13 protein-coding genes are annotated in these 18328 nt (G+C 66.9%); 2 read left to right on the top strand and 11 right to left on the bottom strand.

All coding sequences use genetic code 11. The features are described from left to right. Positions 1-251 precede the first annotated feature (251 nt). The 7 genes from AC3FKH_RS14885 to AC3FKH_RS14855 form a co-directional block, all read right to left on the bottom strand. Positions 252-2663 carry a polysaccharide biosynthesis tyrosine autokinase gene (locus AC3FKH_RS14885; RefSeq protein ID WP_488676646.1) on the bottom strand — a complete coding sequence of 804 codons (2412 nt, stop codon included), beginning with the start codon at positions 2661-2663 and terminating at the stop codon, positions 252-254. Positions 2664-2755: 92 nt separating this feature from the next. Then, complete coding sequence (locus tag AC3FKH_RS14880) at positions 2756-3478, bottom strand: Crp/Fnr family transcriptional regulator (protein WP_483712814.1); 723 nt, start codon at positions 3476-3478, stop codon at positions 2756-2758. 320 nt (positions 3479-3798) lie between these two features. Further along, a complete protein-coding gene (locus AC3FKH_RS14875; RefSeq protein WP_488676645.1) occupies positions 3799-5916 on the bottom strand; it encodes a glycoside hydrolase family 2 protein in 2118 nt (705 codons plus the stop codon). Next, complete coding sequence (locus AC3FKH_RS14870; RefSeq protein ID WP_488676793.1) at positions 5913-6896, bottom strand: DUF1839 family protein; 984 nt, start codon at positions 6894-6896, stop codon at positions 5913-5915. The genes AC3FKH_RS14875 and AC3FKH_RS14870 overlap by 4 nt, the downstream gene beginning before the upstream one ends. 594 nt (positions 6897-7490) lie before the next feature. Next, positions 7491-7769 (bottom strand): hypothetical protein, encoded by a 279-nt coding sequence (locus AC3FKH_RS14865; RefSeq protein WP_488676792.1) that lies wholly within the window; start codon positions 7767-7769, stop codon positions 7491-7493. A 96-nt stretch (positions 7770-7865) separates the two neighbouring features. After that, positions 7866-8336 (bottom strand): DNA-binding response regulator, encoded by a 471-nt coding sequence (locus AC3FKH_RS14860; RefSeq protein ID WP_488676644.1) that lies wholly within the window; start codon positions 8334-8336, stop codon positions 7866-7868. A 224-nt stretch (positions 8337-8560) separates the two neighbouring features. Further along, positions 8561-9418, bottom strand: coding sequence for a response regulator transcription factor (locus tag AC3FKH_RS14855; RefSeq protein ID WP_488676643.1), 858 nt, complete (start codon positions 9416-9418; stop codon positions 8561-8563). A 1570-nt stretch (positions 9419-10988) separates the two neighbouring features. Here AC3FKH_RS14855 and AC3FKH_RS14850 point away from each other — a divergent pair. Continuing rightward, entirely contained in the window at positions 10989-11177 is a 189-nt protein-coding gene (locus AC3FKH_RS14850) for a DUF1484 family protein (protein ID WP_488676641.1), read from the top strand. Here AC3FKH_RS14850 and AC3FKH_RS14845 read toward each other — a convergent pair. From AC3FKH_RS14845 to AC3FKH_RS14835, 3 genes are all read right to left on the bottom strand, one after another. Further along, positions 11135-12835 (bottom strand): ATP-dependent DNA ligase, encoded by a 1701-nt coding sequence (locus AC3FKH_RS14845; protein ID WP_488676640.1) that lies wholly within the window; start codon positions 12833-12835, stop codon positions 11135-11137. The two genes, AC3FKH_RS14850 and AC3FKH_RS14845, sit on opposite strands and share 43 nt — an antisense overlap. Then, positions 12832-13938 carry a ligase-associated DNA damage response exonuclease gene (locus tag AC3FKH_RS14840; RefSeq protein ID WP_488676639.1) on the bottom strand — a complete coding sequence of 369 codons (1107 nt, stop codon included), beginning with the start codon at positions 13936-13938 and terminating at the stop codon, positions 12832-12834. Before AC3FKH_RS14840 ends, AC3FKH_RS14845 begins: the two co-directional genes overlap by 4 nt. Positions 13939-14129: 191 nt before the next feature. After that, on the bottom strand, positions 14130-15353 hold the full coding sequence (locus AC3FKH_RS14835; RefSeq protein WP_488676638.1) for an RtcB family protein: 1224 nt from the start codon (positions 15351-15353) through the stop codon (positions 14130-14132). Between the two features lie 332 nt (positions 15354-15685). On the opposite strand from AC3FKH_RS14835, the gene AC3FKH_RS14830 reads away from it, so the two are divergent. Then, the gene (locus AC3FKH_RS14830) at positions 15686-17251 is read left to right on the top strand and encodes a phage integrase family protein (protein WP_488676636.1); all 1566 of its coding nucleotides are present in this window, start codon (positions 15686-15688) and stop codon (positions 17249-17251) included. Positions 17252-17315: 64 nt separating this feature from the next. Here the strand turns inward: AC3FKH_RS14830 and AC3FKH_RS14825 are convergent, their stop codons facing one another. Next, complete coding sequence (locus AC3FKH_RS14825; protein ID WP_488676635.1) at positions 17316-18326, bottom strand: ParB/RepB/Spo0J family partition protein; 1011 nt, start codon at positions 18324-18326, stop codon at positions 17316-17318. Positions 18327-18328 lie beyond the last annotated feature (2 nt).

The raw sequence follows: 18328 nt of genomic DNA, 5'->3' as shown, positions 1-18328 counted from the left end.
TGAAAAAATCGGTGCGGTGCCACACGAACGTTGCATCTTCGAATCACCGGCTCGCCCCGGATGTTGCAGCCGTGCATCGTCGCGAGCGGGGGACAGCTGATCGTGCATGGGACCGCGCGCCGATCGCTATCGGACTCGGAATGCACGCCGAATTGACGCCGAATGGAAGCCGAATGGAAGCCGAATGGAAGCCGAATGGACGCGGATGGGGCCACGCAGAAACGGGTACGCCCGGCTGCCGCCGGGCTGCCTCATGCGGCCTTCGTACCCGATGCGTCCGCCGCCTTGTCGGCATGGTTGGTCAACGCCGGATGCTTGATCGCGGAACGCGGCAAGGGCATCCCGAGGTACGGATTGATGCTGTTGAAATCCGCGCGGTTGCTACGCCGCTGCACCACGCCATTCAGGATGCCGCCCATCAGCCGCGCATCGGCGCGCGCCAGGCGCTTGAGGGTTTCGTTGACCTGCTCCGCCGGCGTGACGTCGGCGCGAATCACCAGCAGCGTCGATCCGGCCAGGCTGGCGACCAGCGTCGCGTCCGCCACCGCCATCACGGGCGGCGTGTCGACGATGACCAAATCGAAGCGGCCCGCGCAGCGGCGCAGGTTGTCCGCCAGCGTTGGCAGCATCAGCAGCTCGGACGGGTTGGTTGGCGTCTTGCCGTGCGTGAGGATGAACAGCCCGCTGACCACGGTCGGCCGGACGGCCTCGGCAATCTGCAGGCGGCCGGCCAGGACTTCGGCAAGCCCGCCTTCGGGCGGCTGGTCGAACCAGTCGGCGATCTTTCCGCGGCGCAGGTCCGCATCGACCAGCAGCACGCGCTGGCCGGCTTCGGCGAACAGCACCGCGAGATTGACCGCGGAGAACGTCTTGCCCGCGCCCACCGCGGGGCTGGTCACGGCCACCACGCCGTCGGGCGCACTACGCAGCGAGAAATGCAGCGCCGCGCGCAAGCTGCGCAGCCCTTCCACGGCGAGCGAATGCGGCGCGCGCCGGGCCAGCAGGAAATGGTCATGCAGTCCCTGCCTGAGCAGCCGTTCGCTTTCCGCGTATTCGCTGTCGGACTCGCCGGCGGCGGATGCATCGACGAGCGCCGTGCCGGCGCGCGGGGCCTCGAGGCGGCCGTTCGCGTGCAAGGCAAAGCCCGCGGCAATGCCCAGGCGCCGCTTGGCGTCGATCTCGCGTTCGAGCTCCGCCTGTTCGTCGCTGAAGGCGACATCGCCCAGCATGGCAATGCCAAGCCGCTGCTCGGCATCGTTGGCCGTGGCCAGCGATGGCTTCAGGCGCTGGCGCACGCCGACGCCGGCCACGCCAAGGCACAGCCCCAGCAGCAGGCCGCCGCAGACGTACGGCCAGGCTCCGGGACCGACCGAACGCGCCGGGACGATGGCCTTGTCGACCAGGCGCATCTGGCTCGAGTTGTCCGAGCGCTGCAGCGACAACTGCTCGACTTTCGTGCGCAGCGTCATGTACATGTCCTCGGCCACCTTGACGTCGCGCGCCAGCGCCACCGATTCGCGTTCGGAGGCCGACAGGCTCTGCATGCGGGCATCGATCTCGGCGCGATCGCGGGTCATCTGCTGGATCTGGCTGTCGACGGTCTTGACCTCGTTCGCATCCGTGGTGAAGCGCTGCAGCAGCTTGGTCCGTTCCATCCTGAGCGCGGTGATCTGGCGCTGGTACTCCATGCTGTTGTTCAGGAACGATTGCGCGTCGCGGCTTGGTTGCATCGAGCCGGTGCGGGCGCGATAGCGGCTCTGCGCCTCTTCGGCGCGCGCGAGTTCGGCCTGCACGCGCGGCAACTCGCCGGTCAGGAAGGCCAGCGAGTCGGCGACGTCGCCGCGGCGCTGGGCGGTCTGTCCGCTGATGTAGGCGGCCGTCACGCCGTTGACGAGCGCGGCGGCGGCGCCCGGCTCCGGAGATTGCCAGGCGACGCGGACCGTGCTGCCACCGGACTCGGCGCTTTCGCTCTCGACGACCAGGCCCTGCCGGATCGCATCGGCGGTGCGGGCCGGATCATGGCGCGTCAGCAGGAAGCGCGTGCCGGGCGCGGCCTCGATGCGCGCCACGCGCAGCTCCACGCCGTTGCCGGCGGCGTTCTCGCCGACCACGCCTTCGACCAGCGCGGTGTCCTGGTTGCTGATGCGGTAGCTGCCATCCCGTAGCACTTCGAACATCATGGGCTGGTCCACCAGCCGCTCCGGCACGGCCAGGCGGTCCAGCAAGAGCCGCTCGCCGCCCCATGCATAGCCAAGCCACGTGCCGCGCGGCTGGCCCGGCGTGGACCATCGCTCGAACAGCGCGCCGAGCACCGGCGCGCGCACCGGCTTCGCGGTGATGTCCAGGTGCAGTGCCTCGACCACCGGCGCCACGATGGCACGGCTGCGCAGCAGGCCGGCGTCGAACTGCGCGCCCGGCTGCGTCTGCCCGGCATTGCGCGCGGCGCCATCCTTGCCTTCCACCTGCACCAGCGCCTGGGCACGGTATTCCAGCGGGGACGACAGCGCCGCCATGCCGCCGATGGCCGCGCCGAGCGCTCCGGCGGCGACGATCCATCCCAGGTGGTCCAGCAGGACGCGAGCCCGCAAGGCCCGCGCCACCGGGGCTTCATGCCGGGGCATCTCCCGGTCGGCCGGTGCACCGGCATAGGACAGTCTGCTCACGGACACGACTCCTCATCCTCAAAGCGATGAAGGCCGGACACGCAGCGTGTGCTGCGGCGCCGGCCATGGCGGTTCTTGTGCGGGTTCCCGCCTCAGGCATGCGCCAGCGCCGGCAGCAGCCGGTCGTATTCGCGCTTGACCAGCTTGTAGCACTCGCAGGAATGCTTCTCCAGGCCGCAGCGATCCAGCACCGTGATGTGGCCGCGGCTGTGATGGATCAGGCCAAGGTCTTCGAGCTTGCCGGCGGCTTCGGTCACGCCTTCGCGGCGCACGCCGAGCATGTTCGCGATGACCTGCTGCGTGATCACCAGCTCGTTCGAACTGAGCCGGTCCACCGCCAGCAGCAGCCAGCGGCACAGTTGCTTGTTCAGCGAATGGTGCCGGTTGCAGGCGGCCGTCTGCGCGATCTGCGTGAGCATGGCCTGCACGTAGAGCAGCGTGATCCGTTGCAGCGTGGGCGTGCGCGGCAGCTCGCTGCGCAGCAGCCGCGCGGGGACGCGGTAGGCCAGGCCCGGGCTGCGCACTTCCACGCGGCAGGGCATGGTGTCGCCGCCGGTCACCACCGGCACGCCGACCAGGCCTTCATTGCCGACCGCGGCGATTTCCACGGTGGCGCCATCTTCCAGCAAGGACAGCAGCGACACCACCGACGTGGTGGGGAAGTACACATGGACGATGCGCTGCCCCGAATCCGTCAGCAACTCGCCGGCACGCAGGCGCACCAGCTCGATGTGCTGCGCCAGCGATTCCCATTCGCTGCGCGGCAAGGCATTGAGCAGATAGTTGGCATTCAGATCCGAGCGATGCGTGATCATTTCCGTACCCCCCATCCCGTATCCGGGCAAGAATCTACCTGCCGGTGTCGCCGCCCCGCCACGCTGCCACGGGGTTCGGCCGCTCCGGACCGGCCTGCCGGCGGCTTGTCCCGCCGTGCCGGCGCTTTGCATTGGTGTTTCCTCCCGGACAGGCCTGCCGCGGACCCGCACCCTGCGGCATTGCACCTGACCCGGTGTCTGTATTTAGCGCCATGGATTGCCAATGGGACAGTAGGCAGACGGCTGGTGCGCCGTCATCCATTGGTAGGTCGGCCGGAAAGCGGACATGCTGCGCGCATGCGAAGGCGGAAGGGGTGCCGCTAGGCGGCGTAGCAGGCGGGGCGATCCTGGTTCAGGGCCCAGACCTTGCCGGCCGGCATGACTCCGGGTTGAGACGTATGGCCGCCTTCATGCAAAAGTCGGATGCGCGTTCGCGCACCGGGCGCGAGATGGAACCAGTCCTGCGACGGCCGCAGCACATCGTCCTCGATATGCACCCAGCGCGCGAAATGCGTGGCCGATATCTCCAGCCACCAGTGCCCCGCGTCCTGCCGCACTTCGGCTTGCAGGCCCGCCTGCGGCAGCGCTTGCGCGCGGCGATCGGGCACGTGCGCCGCCTGGCTGAGCGGCGCGCCGCTGCGGGCGTCCGTCAGCGTGGCCAGCACGATATCGCCCATTTCGGGGGAACCGCCGTGCTGCGGCCGCGGCGTCAGCACGAGCGACTGACGGGGCGCCAGCTGCAGCATTTGCATTGACTCGGCGTGTACGTGCATGCCGTTCCGGATCCAGCAAACCCTGAGGCGGATGTCTCGCGCGCTGGCGGTCTCGTTCAGCAGCTCCACGCGGAGGCAGCCCGCGGCATCGGTCCCGAGCAGGACCTGCAGCGGGCGGCATGCGGCCCGTATCGCATGCCAGGCCGACTTGGGCCGTCCCAGCACATCGACCACGCCGGCACCATTGGCCAGCGCCACATCGCGCAGCGCCGGCACCAGCGCCAGTCCGGACTGGCTGCCGTCGCGACGGCAACCGGCAATGAAGTCGTTCGCCAGTTCCGCCGCCAGCGCACGCGACAGGCGCAGATAGCGCTGCGGATCCGTGCGGCGCAGCTGCGGCGGATCCACGCCGTACAGCGCGAGCAAGTGCCGGTCGCGCGCGTCCTCGGCATCGCACAGCGTGCCGCTCCGGTGCAATACGCCGGCCTTCCAGCGCGGATCGCCAAGCGCTTGCGACAGGCCAAGCGCATCGAGCGTGCGCGCGCACGGCACAGCTGCGATCTCGGGAAACCATGCGGTGTCGGGCGCTTGCATGCCTTCGCGCCAGAGCAGGATGCCGACCGCGTCGCAGGCGCTGCGCAAATCGGCAGGCGGCGCGCAGTCGCGATCGAGAACCAACGCGTTCAGGCCTGCCCCGCGCGCAAGGCGCATCCTGTGGCGCGCGGCCAGCGGCGACGACACGAGCGCAGCCAGCTCGGCGGCGTCCAGGCGCGCGCCCCGGCAGAACACCGGCACATCGTTGATGCGAGGCAAGGGATCGCTTCCATGCCGGTCGACGCGCACGCTGCGCAAGGCGAGCCGCCCGCAATCGAGCACGTGTCCGCCCGCTTCGGCCAGCACGCGATACTTCGCCGGTTGGCCATGCGTATGGGGCCACCAGAAGCGCGGAGCGTCCACGCGCACATCGGCTGACAGGGTAAAGGCGTTCTCGCGCGAGAGCGGCGCATGCACAGCGCCATCCGCGTTGCAAAGGCTCAGGCTCGCCTGCGCCGGTGCTTCACCGTGCAGGTGCAGGCGCAGCGCCACACGGCCCGCGCCATCCTGAAGTCCGGCGCGGAGATCCACCGCGGCATCGGCAAGCACGTCGCTGCCGCCCAGCTCAAGCATCTCGACGGGTTGCAACAGGCCCACCGCGTGCAGCGGCGTGTCCTCGGCCGCGGCATGTCCGATGACGCGGGCCGAGTGGAACGCCGGTGCGGTGCGCCAGCACAGCGTGCCGCGCGCCGCATGCAGGCGCGGCACGCTGGCGCGGAAGCACAGGTGCAGGGTGTTGATGCCAGCCAGCTCCACTTCGGCATCGCAGGCGTCGCACAGGGCCTGCGGTGCGGCGATCGGGCGCCCGTTCACCCAGGCCTGCGCCGCGCCGGCCAGGCCACGCAGGCGCAGCAGCCGGCGCCCGGTGCCGGCAAATCGCAGGCGATACCAGTAATCGTGCCGATGCATCGCTGACGTGGTCTCGCGCCAGCGGCCTGCCACGCGCAAGGCGTCGGCCACGGTGCCCGGCACCGGCGCCGGCAGCCACGCCGCGCGCTCGTCGAGGCAAGCCGGGCTGTCCGCGGCGCCAGGCAGTGTTTCGAGCCACGACCAGTCGCCCGGCACGCGCAGCACGCCGGGCGACCGCGCATCGCGGCGCCCGCGCGCGGCCATGGCGGGCACTGTCGTCACGTCTTGCTCCCCGCGAAATGCCTCGCCAGCACCGGTACGCAAGCCTGGTACGAGGCTTCGAGCTGGTCCAGGCAATCTTCGCAGGTGTCGGGCTTGCGGCTGATCACCGCGCGCATCAGCCGGAACTGCATGACCATGGCCTCCGATGCCATCGTGTAGCAGGCCTCGGCGGTCTTGTCGGGCACCGGCTCGCCCTGTGCGACCAGCCAGCGCAGATAACGCGCAAGCAGTTCGAAGTTGGCGCCGAGCTGGCGCAGCACGCCGGCCGCATAGTGATGAAAGCCCGGCTCGCCGCGCGCCATCAGGCGCTCGAGATGCTCGGGGAACGCGGCTCGGAAGGTGCTGACCGGATTGTCGGACGGGCGGTTCGCCAGGTGAAAGCGAAAGAGTTCCAGAGAAGCCTTCAGCAACGACGCCTCGCTGTGCGTGCAGGGATTGCGGCGCACCACGTCGGCGTGGGTGAAGATCTGGACTTCCGGGTTGCGGGTGCCGGCCACCCGTCCGAACAGCGCGGTGTAGTCTTCGCCGCTGGCCGTGTGATAGCCGTCCGAATGGAAATACCCCACGGCCAGCGCATCGGGAATCATCACGTCGATGCCGATGCACGAAAGCGTGCGCTGTCGATGGTAAGCAGCGCCCGGAGCAGGCGGGAGCTGGCTGCTGTCGACTTCCATCACCACGATATTGCCGCGGCTGGTCTGCGCGGCTACGTGGTTCTCGAGCGAGTCATACAAGGTCAGCGCATGGATGCTCAGGCCGAACAGCCGCTCGAGATCGGCCTCGGGTATCCGGCACTGCGTAAAATGATCCGCTTCAAACGCCTGCCTCACGGTGCAAGGCAGCGCCGCGATCGGTGGCAGGTCCAGGCCATGCAGCAGTTCGATCCACAGATCGACATGGCTGTTGACGTGCGACCAGACCGGATTTCCACCGCGCAATCCCGGACCGCCACGCCCACGCATGTTTGTGTCGCCGTACACCATTGGCCTCCGCGCGTGCCAAGACGTTGCGTTCGCGGGCGCGCACGGCCAGGGCTGCACACGCCAGCGCGCCTGCAGTCGAATGCCCGTGCATCTACTCCTGTCCTGCGCGCCTCCCCCCGACCGTATCCGCTGCTGCGATGACCGGTCGTGCTGGCGATCATTGCGCGGCGTGTTCCCGGCAGTCTGTTGGACGGCGCACAGAGTCCCGCGGGCCTGCGCGCGGCGGGTCGCGAAGTGGGTCATCGCATGGCTGCTGCAGGGTTGAAGTAGGAATGAATGCCTGGTGCGCGACCCCGCTCGCATGGTGCTTCTGGCGGATGGAGAGCGGGACGGCGATTGCCTATCGTCGATGGGACGTGCAGGCGCTTTGCGTGGCCTGCGCGGTTCAAAGCCCGCATGGTCCCCCGGTCGGCGGGCTTCTTTTTTGGTTCTCTGCCGGGGGATGGGTGGTGGCGACCTGCTGCGGCCTTTGCGACCGGTATTGCATCATCGCCTTCGGCTGCTGCGGGGCGCACTGGCCGGCAAGCTTGAGCGGATCGACGTCGCTAACGCCCATCCCTTCTTTCGCAAAGCTCGCGCTGTGTCCTTAGCTTACGGAACAAATGATTCCGGGACGCGGTGGCGGTGCTGGGCAATGATGAGAGCCTTGAGGCTGTCCACGCGCAGTCGCGCCTCGCGCTCGCCTGCCTCGCGGGCCGCCTCGGCGGCCGCGTGTTCGCAGTCGAATTGCCGGCCATGCAGCTCGCCGCGGTACAGCAGCGGTTCATCGCTTTGCGTGGCCAGCCGGATTTCGAAGCAACATGCCCACTTGCCCCGCCCTTCGCGAACGGCAAAGCCGCGCACGACGAGGAATTCCAGACCGCACTCCATACGACCCCCTTGCACTCCCGCGGCGGCGGCCTCTGAAGCGGGACCAGCTTCTGTCGCGGGCAAATCAAGCATAGCTGCGTTGCGCGCGGTTCGCCCTCATCCGGTGGCCGTAGTCCCCACCGGGCAAACGAGGGAGGACAGCGGCGTGCCATCGCCGAGCGTGAGCGCGGTGCGCGGGAAACACTGGCCACCCGCCCAGATCAGCGCCGTGGCGGCGCACACGAGCTCCGCCGATACCGGCGCCGCCAGGCAACCGCTCGCGCCGAGCAGCGCGGCATGCAGCATCAGCGAAGCGTCGAGCCGGTCGGAGATAACAAGCCAGCGCCGCGGCGCCAGCCTGGCGTGCAGGCGGTCGAGCAGCGCGCGTTGATCGCCTTCGACCCCGCTGCAATCGAGCAGCGCCATGTCGGCGGGGTCTTCGGCTTGCTCGGCAGGGATGCAAGCATCGGCTTCGTCGAGCCATTGCGGCGCGCGCCAGCGGATCGGGCTGGGCAGGCTGAGCGCCTGCAGCCGGCGGGCCAGGACCCGGCACATCACTTCATTGCTGGCAATCAGATAGGTCGACATTGACGGTATGGAGCGGCAGCCCTGACCGCGGAAGCAATACCACCGTTGGAGAATGGGAGCACGTTGTACCCGCCCGCGCGGCGCGGCAAGCGGGGCGCGCGATGCTGCCGTGCCCAGGTGCCTGCCAGTGCCTTCACTCAGAACGTACCAACCCGCCGCGACGCCCGCTTCATGCTTTTGGATGAGCCTGGCGCTACAGAAGGATGAGACCGCTCGTCAGGTAACTATGCCGCCGCCATGCCCGCGGACATCAGCGGCTGGCCGGTCGTTGGCGGACCGGCCCAGTTGAGCGTGGCACCGCGCTGCAGCGCGACGTAGACCGCTTCGCCCTTGTTGCGCACGTGCAGCCGCTGGTACAGCGTGCACGCATGCGTCTTGGCGGTGGCGACCGAGATGTTGAGGATCCGGCTGACGGTCTTGATCGGATAGCCGCGCGCAAGCAGTGCGAGCACCTCGTACTGCCGCTCGGTGATGTTGAGCAGGTGCGCGCCGGCGGACGGTGTTTCGTAGCCGCCTACATGCGACAGCGACACGGTGCGCGGTGCGGGCTGTGCCGGTTCCATGTGGGTGCCTGTCGCGTGCAAACCATGGCCGCGTTGCAGCGCCACGACGTTGCGGGCCTCGCCGGCCGCCGTGTCAGACAGCATGCCGTGAGTCATCGGCATATCGGTCATGGCCGGAGCGCTTTCCATCTGGATGCGGGACGGGAAACACTCGCCACCAGCCAGCACCAGGCGCACCGCTGCGTCGAGCGCGGCGGCACTGCTGTGCTTGTGCATGCAGCCACGCACGGACTCGGGCAAGCCGGTGGTGGCCAGCGCAGCGGCCGGAGACTCGGCCAGCACCAGCACGCGTTGCGGCTGCAGGCGCTCGCACAGTTCGGCCAGCTGATGGCAGCCGCTGCCGGGGTCGGACGGCAGTCCGAACACCAGCAGGTCTGCGCCATGCAGCCAGAGGTCAGATTCAATGGGCGCCAGCGGATCGATATCGATCAGGTCCCCGGGGATGTGTGCTTGCGCCAGCAGATGGCGCAGCCCCAGGCGCAACAGTGGATGAGGCTCGATCAAGAGGATGGTGGCCATGGCCGCTCTCTTTTCTTGTAGCGGCAAGCGCGAACCCTGCGACAACCCGCACTTGCGGTCGGAAAATGCCTCGCTATCCTGCGGGATGCATTTTCCCTACGATCCGACAGCGCTCCAGCCCCTTCAGCGTACCCGTCCGGCCTGCTGATGGTCCCTTCCCTTGGAGATGTTGAATCGCCCCGTTTGCGTCTATCCGACGCTTATCAAACCCGATGGCGTTCTTAGACGCCATTGAACTCAGATGTAAAATTTCGTAACTCTGGTAACCAGCATATGAAAGGGGTTGGGGGAAAGCAAGGCGCGTCCGGACGGAGCGGGTTTTCCCCATGGTCAATTTTCATGATGCGTGGGGGGAGGGATATGTGGTGTCGTCGTTGCGTTGCGAGCTGTGTTGTGCAGAATGCGTTATATCAATGACGGGTTCGCGAGTATGAGGCCCCCCGATCGGGTGGTGCGGTGGGATGAGTTTGAGGCGGCTCCCCGCTGAAGAGGGGGGTCTGGATAAGGCATTGGAATGCAGCGTTTGATCCACTTATTTGATTGCCTTGTCGTGCTTGGCGGGCGCGGCTGTTTCGCAGGCGTAGCCTGCGAGTCACTTTTTGTCCGAGCGACAAAAAGTAACCAAAAAACGCGTTTACTTGCCCTAACGGGCGAATATTGATCGTAGTGTGCGAAGAATTTCGTACGGGTATGAACTTCAGAGCGTGCCCCGCTGCCTGCCGCGTGGTGCGCGTCCGCATGCAGGCTTCCAAGCCGTGATTGAACGAGCCCCGAACCTGTCCGTGGCCCCTGCTTCCACCGTCATCGCATCATCGCCTTCGGCTGCTACGCGGCTCACTAGTCGGTTAGTCAGGGACATCAGCGGCGCTGGCGACGGTGCTTCCGTTACCTCGCTTTTCTGATTTTACTGAGCGCGCAGCAGCCGTAGGCGATGATGCGATATCGCTGGACCTTGCCGGGCCACGGACAGGTTCGGGGCTCGTTCAATCATTGTCCGGGAGCCTGCATGCGGTTGCGCTCCACGCGGCAGGCAGCCGGGAAGACTCTGAAGCGAGTACCCGTACGAAATTCGTCGCACACTACGATCAATATTCGCCCGTTAGGGCAAGTAAACGCGCTTTTTGGTTACTTTTTGTCGCTCGGACAAAAAGTGACTCGCCGGCTACGCCGGCGAAACAGCCGCGCCTGCCAAGAGCGACAAGCACGACAAGCACGACAAGCACGACAAGCACGACAAGCACGACAAGCACGACAAGCACGACAAGCCAGTCATCATAAACTCGTTGATGATCCGGAGAAGAATGCGAACCGTCCTATCGATTCAAGATCAGCAAGAAGCGACACTCGTCCCCGTCATCGCACAACGGTGACCGGGTGTGGAAACCCGACCCCCAAAGCGGATCGTCCTACTCAAGACGCTTCGTGCTCAAGCACGCCTTTTTCTACGGCGGGCCACGGCGAGGCAGCCGCAAGGCTGAGCGTTCTCCTGGGGTCGCTTTCCACCCTCGTCGTCAGGCCCGCCACCCTCTCCACACAAATCCGGCAGGCCTTCCACAACGATGGAGGTCAAATGTCCAAGATTGATATGTCCGCAGCCAACGCCAGCCTGGAGCAAGTCAACGCCGGTCTCGACGGTGTCCTGCAATTGTTGGCACTGCAATGCGAACGATCGGAGGCCAGCTTCAGCGTGTTTTGCCTGCTCGGCCTGCTGAAGGCTCAGCTCGATGCCGTACTCGATGCAGCAGGGCTTGCCACCTGATCCACCTTGCCGGCGCCCGGCAGCATGGCTTCCAGCGTGGCCAGCGTATCGGCTTCCTCGATCGGCTTGTCGGTGCGCCAGCGCAGCATGCGCGGAAAGCGCACCGCAATGCCGCTCTTGTGCCGCCCGCTTCGGGCGATGCCCTCAAAGCCCAGCTCGAATACCTGCGTCGGCTCCACGCTGCGCACGGGGCCGAACTGCTCCACGGTGGTCCGGCGCACGATGGCGTCGACCGCGCGCATCTCTTCATCGGTCAGGCCGGAATACGCCTTGGCGAACGGCACCAGCGTGCGGCCCGGCGTGCCGGGCGGCGCGCTCCAGACCGCAAAAGTGAAATCGGTATAAAGGCTGGCGCGGCGGCCGTGCCCCCGCTGCGCGTAGACCAGCACGGCGTCGACCGAGTACGGGTCGATCTTCCACTTCCACCAGACGCCCACATCCTTGGTACGTCCCGCGCCATAGGCCGCGCTGGCTGCCTTGAGCATAAAGCCCTCGACGCCGAGATCGCGCGAGGCCTCGCGCAGCCTGGCAAAGTGCGGCCAGTCATCGGCCTGGACCAGCGGGCTCAGTTCCAGCGACGGATGCACATGCCGGGCGATCACCTGGTCCAGCTGCGCGCGGCGTTCGGCCTGCGGCCGCGAACGCCAGTCCTCTCCCTGCCATTCGAGCAGGTCATAGGCCATCAGGATGGCCGGCGCTTCGCGCAGCAGCTTTGCATTCAGCGTCTTGCGGCCGATGCGCTGCTGCAGCAGCGCAAAGGGCTGCACGCGGCCCTGCTGCCAGATCACGATCTCGCCATCAAGCACGGTGCCGTCTGGCAGCGCCGCAGCCGCGTCGACGATCTCGGGGAAACGCTCGGTAATCAGTTCCTCGCCGCGCGACCACAGCCAGGTCTGGCTGCCACGGCAAACGAGCTGCGCGCGGATGCCATCCCACTTCCATTCGACCAACCAGTCTTCGGGCGCGCCCAGCACAGCGTCGAACTGCTCCAGCGGCGCCTGCAGCGGATGCGCGAGGAAGAACGGGTAGGGCTGGCCATCGGCCCGCAGCGCGCGATCGTCTTCGCTTTCCGATGCGATCAACGCCTGGAATCGTGCCGCGTCAGGCCGCGCCGACAAGTCCGTGTAGCCGACCATGCGTTCGGCCACGCGCTTGGGATCGATGCCCGCCACCTCGCCCAACGCGCGCGTCACCAGCAGCCGCGATACGCCCACGCGGAACGCACCGGTGATCAGCTTGAACAGCACCAGCCGACCGTGCGCGTCGAGCGGCCGCCACAGTGCGTCCAGACGCGGCATCAAGGCTTCAGGCGGCAGGCCGCGCAGCGGCAGCAGGCGCTGCTCGACCCATTCGGCCAGGCCGGCGCGGTCGGCATCCATCGGGGCCGGCAGCAGCAGCGCGATGGTCTCGGCCAGGTCGCCGACGGCCTGGTAGCTTTCCTCGAACAGCCAGTCCGGCAGGTCGGCGGCCTGGCGCGCCAGCTCGCGCAGCATCGACACCGGCACGATCTGCCGCGGCTTGCCACCGGCCAGGAAATACACGGCCCAGGCAGCATCCTGCGGCGGCGCCGCGCGCAGGTAGTCCACCAGCGCAGCCAGCCGCGCCTTGGTGGAGGTGGTGCCGTCGAGCGCGGCGTAGAGATCGGCGAAGGCCTTCATGGCAACGCTGGCTCGCCGTCGGCGGCCGACTCCGCTTGCGCCTCGGTGCGCACGGATTCGTCGTCATCGCCGAATTCGGTCTCGAAGGCCTGCGCCTGCCAGCCGCGCTCGCTCAGGTAGCGCACCATCACCGGCACGTTGCCGTGGGTCACGATGATGCGCTCGGCGCCGGTGGCATCGATCGCCTGCAGCAGCCCCGGCCAGTCGGCATGGTCGGACAGTGCGAAGCCGCGGTCCACGCCACGGCGGCGGCGCGTGCCGCGCAGTTGCATCCAGCCACTGGCGAAGGCATCGGAGGCATCGCCAAAGCGGCGCAGCCACGGCGAGCGCTGCGCCGAGGGCGGTGCCACCACCAGGGCCTGCCGCAGCAGCGGGCTGCGCGGCGGCAGGTCGGTGGCCACCGACATCGGCGGCAGCGCCACGCCGGCTTCGGCATAGGCGGCGTTGAGCATGGCCAGCGCGCCATGGACGATCACCGGCCCGGGCAGGCCGTCCGCGCCGGTGTGGCGCAGCAGGCCGTGCAGGATGCGCTGCGCCTTGCCGAAGGTATAGGCGTAGACGATGCTGGCGCGCCCCGCCTGCGCGTTGGCCTGCCACCAGTGGAAGATCTCCGCCATCAGCGCCGCCTGCGGCGGCCAGCGGTAGATCGGCAGGCCGAAGGTGCTTTCGGTAATGAAGGTGTCGCAAGGCACGGGCTCGAACGGGTCGCACGTGCCATCCGCCTCGAGCTTGTAGTCGCCCGAGGCCACCCACACCTGGCCGCCGTATTCGAGCCGCACCTGCGCGGAGCCGAGCACATGCCCGGCCGGATGCAGGCTCAGCGTGACGCCGTGGTGGGTGATGCGCTGGCCGTAGGGCAACGTGTCGAGCGGGATGCCGGGCAGCCGTGCCAGCAGCACGCCGCGGCCGGGCTCGGCACACAGGTAGTGCGCGTGCCCCACGCGAGCATGGTCGGAATGGGCGTGGGTGATGACCGCGCGGTCCACCGGACGCCAGGGATCGATGTAGAAATCTCCGGGCGGGCAGTAGAGGCCTTCCGGGCGGGCGACGATGAGATCGCCGCCGCGTGGCGTGCCGGGGGGAAACGGTCGGGGTGGGTCCAAGCGTGCCTCCTGATACGCTGCGACCGGCAGGCGGCCACGATGCCCCGGAGTGGGGAGACTTGGGCATCATACGACCGGGCACCGAAGGGAATGAAGTCGGCAGAGGATGATTGTGGTGTCGGTGCGCGCCGACAAGTGGCCCGACCGGTTCCGCCAGCGGCATTGCCCATGGCCGACTACCGACCGTGGTCCTATCCTTTCACGCACACCAACTGGCGCAGCGTGTGGACCACCTCCACCAGGCTGCGCTGCGCGGCCATGACGGCGTCGATGTCCTTGTAGGCCATCGGGATCTCGTCGATCACCGCCGCATCCTTCCGGCATTCGACGTGGGCGGTGGCCCTGACCTGGTCGGCCACCGTGAAGCGGCGCCTGGCTTCGGTGCGGCTCATCGCGCGGCCAGCACCATGACTGCACGAACAGAAGCTTTCGGGATTGCCCAGGCCGCGCACGATGAAGCTCCTGGCGCCCATCGATCCGGGAATGATGCCCAGTTGGCCCTTCTGCGCAGAAACGGCGCCCTTGCGGGTTACGAACACTTCCTCGCCGAAGTGGCGCTCCTTCTGCACGTAGTTGTGATGGCAGTTCACTGCCTGCTCGTCGAGACCGAAGGGCTGGCGAATCACGCCGCGCGCGGCTGCCATGACGGCGTCCATCATCACCTCGCGGTTACGGCGTGCATACTCCTGGGCCCAGCCCACGGCTTCTACATAGTCGTCAAAGTGCCGGCTGCCTGCTTGAAAATATGCCAGATCGCGATCCGGCAGGTTCGCGATGTGCTGGCGCATGTCATGCTGCGCCAGCGCGATGAACAGCGAGCCGATCGCATTGCCTACGCCGCGCGAGCCGCTGTGGAGCATGAACCAGACGCTATCCGCCTCGTCCAGGCACATCTCGATGAAGTGGTTGCCCGTGCCGAGCGTGCCCAAGTGCACGTGGTGGTTGGTGCGCTCCAGCTTCGGGTACTTCTGCGCCAGGCGCCGGAAACCAGGCAGGAGCGCTTTCCATGCGTCGTCGACGCGATGCGGGGCACGCCCGCTCCACGCGCCGGGGTCGTTGCGCCCGGGCGCGCGGCCATGCGGCACGGCCTGCTCGATCGCACTGCGCAGGCGGGCCAGCGAATCAGGCAGGTCGGCCGCCTTGAGCGTCGTGCGGACGGCCATCATGCCGCAGCCGATATCGACCCCGACCGCTGCGGGGATGATCGCCCCCCGCGTCGGGATGACACTGCCGATCGTCGAGCCCTTGCCCAAGTGGACATCCGGCATCACCGCAAGGTGGCGATGGACGAACGGCATGCTCGCCGTGTTGCGCAACTGGCGCAGCGCTTCCTCCTCGACGGCCACGCCCTGCGTCCACATCTTCACGGGCTTGCCCTCGGCAAGCTCCATGAGCTGATAGTCGGTTTCACTCATATCGGCTTCCTGAAAGCGCGGCGTCTGCGCAATCGGCCGCGCCTTCAGTTTGCTCGGCCGTAGCGCCTGGCTCAAGCGCCTGCGCCCACGCAGAAATGGGTACGCTTTCGATGTTGGGGCCTGTGCGGGGACCGGCGGCAGGATCGAACGGCCGCATGGCAAGCTCTCCTCCGGCCGCTGCCACACGCTCAGAAATCACGGGTTTCGAGCGAAAAAGTATGGTAGCTCGCACAAAAATAATTTACATTAACTTTGATGTCGCAAAAGTGGCCTGCTCGGAATCCACTTTGAATAAAGTTGTTATAGATCAGTCACTTAGGTAAGAACCGAGGATGAGCGAAGATCACGGCGCATCGGCCGCCACCAAGCTGACCCGCACTGAATTCGCCGTTGTGCGTGCCTATGCGCAGGGCATGCGGCCGATCGACATCGCCAACCGCTACCTGTCCGATCCGGACGATGACGACGCGCTGACCGAGAGCCAGGCGATCGCGCGCATCCTCGCGTTGCGGGACCGCCTCGTCCAGTTTGCCTTGCAGCATGACCGCCCGGATATCGCAGAGATGTTCGAGGCGCTGCGCGGACGGTCCGACGTGGGCATGACGCGCCGGGTCGATGCGCTCTCATCGCTGGAAGGATTAGGGCAGGGTCGGCCGGCCTCGGGGCACGAAGTCGGACTGTGGTTCGGCCCAAGCCTGGCCCGCCGTCTGGCCGCCGCCGGCATTCACAAGATTTCGGATCTCGCCAGCCTCGCCAATGCCCGCGGCAGTAGTTGGTGGCGCGCGGTGCCCCGGATTGGCCCGAAGTCGGCGGAGCTCATTACGCGATGGTTGATCGAGCAACGCAAAGCCACAAAAGATAACAATCAAGCACTTATTGAGGCCTATATCCTGCCGCCTTCCGAGGTCTTCCAGCGCCCCGCCATCGTGCCGCTTCCATTGGGTCCACACATGGCGTACCCGGTGCCGCTGGAACATATGCAGGGGCCGCCGTCGGGCCAACCTGCCTCGGAGGCGTCGGGATCGGACCTGGAGCGCGTCCGGCAATGGCTGGACGCCAAGCCGAGGTCGCCCCATACGCGAAGCAGTTACCGAAAGGAAGCCGAACGGCTACTGCTCTGGCTGGCGAGAGAGCGTCTGCAGCTGGCAGATCTCACGGTGGAATCGTTGCAAAGATATGTAGCCTTCCTGCGGGCACCCGAGCCGCCTGCGTTCTGGTGTGGGCCGGCCAGCCCACGGGATCGCGTACATTGGCGGCCTTTCGAGGGCCCACTGCGCGCCAGTTCTCAGACGGCGGCACTGCGGGTGATTCGTGCCATGTTGAAGTCGCTGTCGATGGCGAAGGCGTTTGCGGGCGGCATCGATCTCGTCGACACGCCGGTTATCGACGCTGGTGTCGCCGTCGAGCCGGATGGACGTCGTAGTCTTGCGCGTAGCGACATCGACGAATTCCTGGACTGGCTGGGCAGGCAAGGCGAGTCAAAGTGGCAGGCAGCGTTCGCTGCCGCCTTGCTGGTCCGGGACGGATTCAGGCTCGGTGAACTTGCCAGCATCCTGTGCGACGCGTTGCAAATAGAAGATTCTGAAGCTTGCTTGCGTTGGCATGACGCGAAGTCACGATCTCGCGCTTTGGCCCCGGATACGCTTGCCGCGTTGCGGAAGCATTGGGTACGGCGCGGCCTGACGGAGTCCCCGCCTCGTGGCGCGGCGCTTCTGGGGCCGACCGATTATCCGCCGACTCGCCGTGGCACCGCGAAGCGCCTGGCGGGGTCCGCGGCCGGCTATGGAGCCAGTGGTCTCGATCAGTTGTTGCGGGCCGCATGGAAGACCTACGCGAGCACGCAGGCGAAGGCATTGCCCGCGTTCACACCTAAACAGATTCGTTCGGCGGCAGTGTGAAGGTGCACAGGAGGGAACGCCATAAGGGGGCCCTCCCCCAACGCGGGATCGGAGCCGGTACGTCCTAGAGCAACGTCTTGTCCAGGCCAAAACGCGTCTTGAGCGCTTCGACCAGCGCCTCGCGCGCGCCCCGGTCGCTAAGCTGCACATCGAGCATGACCCGCCCGGAATCCCATTCCTTGATGGTGCCTAGCAACTGGCCGCCATCGGTACGGATCTTGTACTGGCGACTGATTTCCTTCACCTTGCGCGATTTGCCTTCCTGGGCCTGCTTGCGGATGGATTCCACTTCGCGGCTCGACAAGCCGTCGGTCATGATGCGCGTTGCCAGGTCGCGCGTGCGGTCTTCTCCGGCGAGCTTGAAATAGAGCGTCAGCTCGTACCCCGCCGCGATGCCGATAGCGTTCGGCCGTTCGCGCATGACACCGAGCACCGATTCGGGCAATCGCAGCAAGGCGAGCGTCTTGTTCACCGTGCCGGCGGAGATGCCGGTCAGTTCGCAGATGTCCTCCTCCTTCTGCACCTTGCCTTCGTCCAGCAACTGGCGCCAGGCGATCGCATTGTCGAGCGCGGACTGGTCCGACCGCTGCTCGTTGAGCATGAAAGACAGGCGGTAGAAGTCCAGATCACTGAGATCATTTTCGACAAAGCATTCCATCTCAAGCTTGCCGGCGGATGCCAGGGCACGCTTGCGATAGTGGCCATCGATCAGGATGTAGTGGCCCGGACGGGATGGGTCCGGTGCGGCAAGGCCGGGCGTCTTCTGTCCGTGCGTGGCGATCGACGCGGCACGCTCCTGCACGACGGCGGGGTCGTAGATCCGGCGGGCGTTCAGCGGATTGTCGTGCAGGTGGGTCAGGAGAATGCGGATCAGGGGGCGGGAGCTCTCCGTTTCGGCACTTTCAGCGCTGAAAGACAGCGCCGGTTCTGGCGGGCGACCCTGTAGCAGCCCGTTCGGATGCTGCGAAATTGCGGCCTCCGCGCGCGCAAAACGGTCCATGGAATCGTTCCGGGTCTTTTCCGCTGCCATGCCGGCCAGCATGCCTGCTTTCAGGCTCTTCAGTTTCGTAGCCATGC

The organism is Cupriavidus sp. 21MJTG02-4 (genome assembly GCF_057798975.1).
This window is presented reverse-complemented; position numbering and strand designations above follow the sequence as displayed.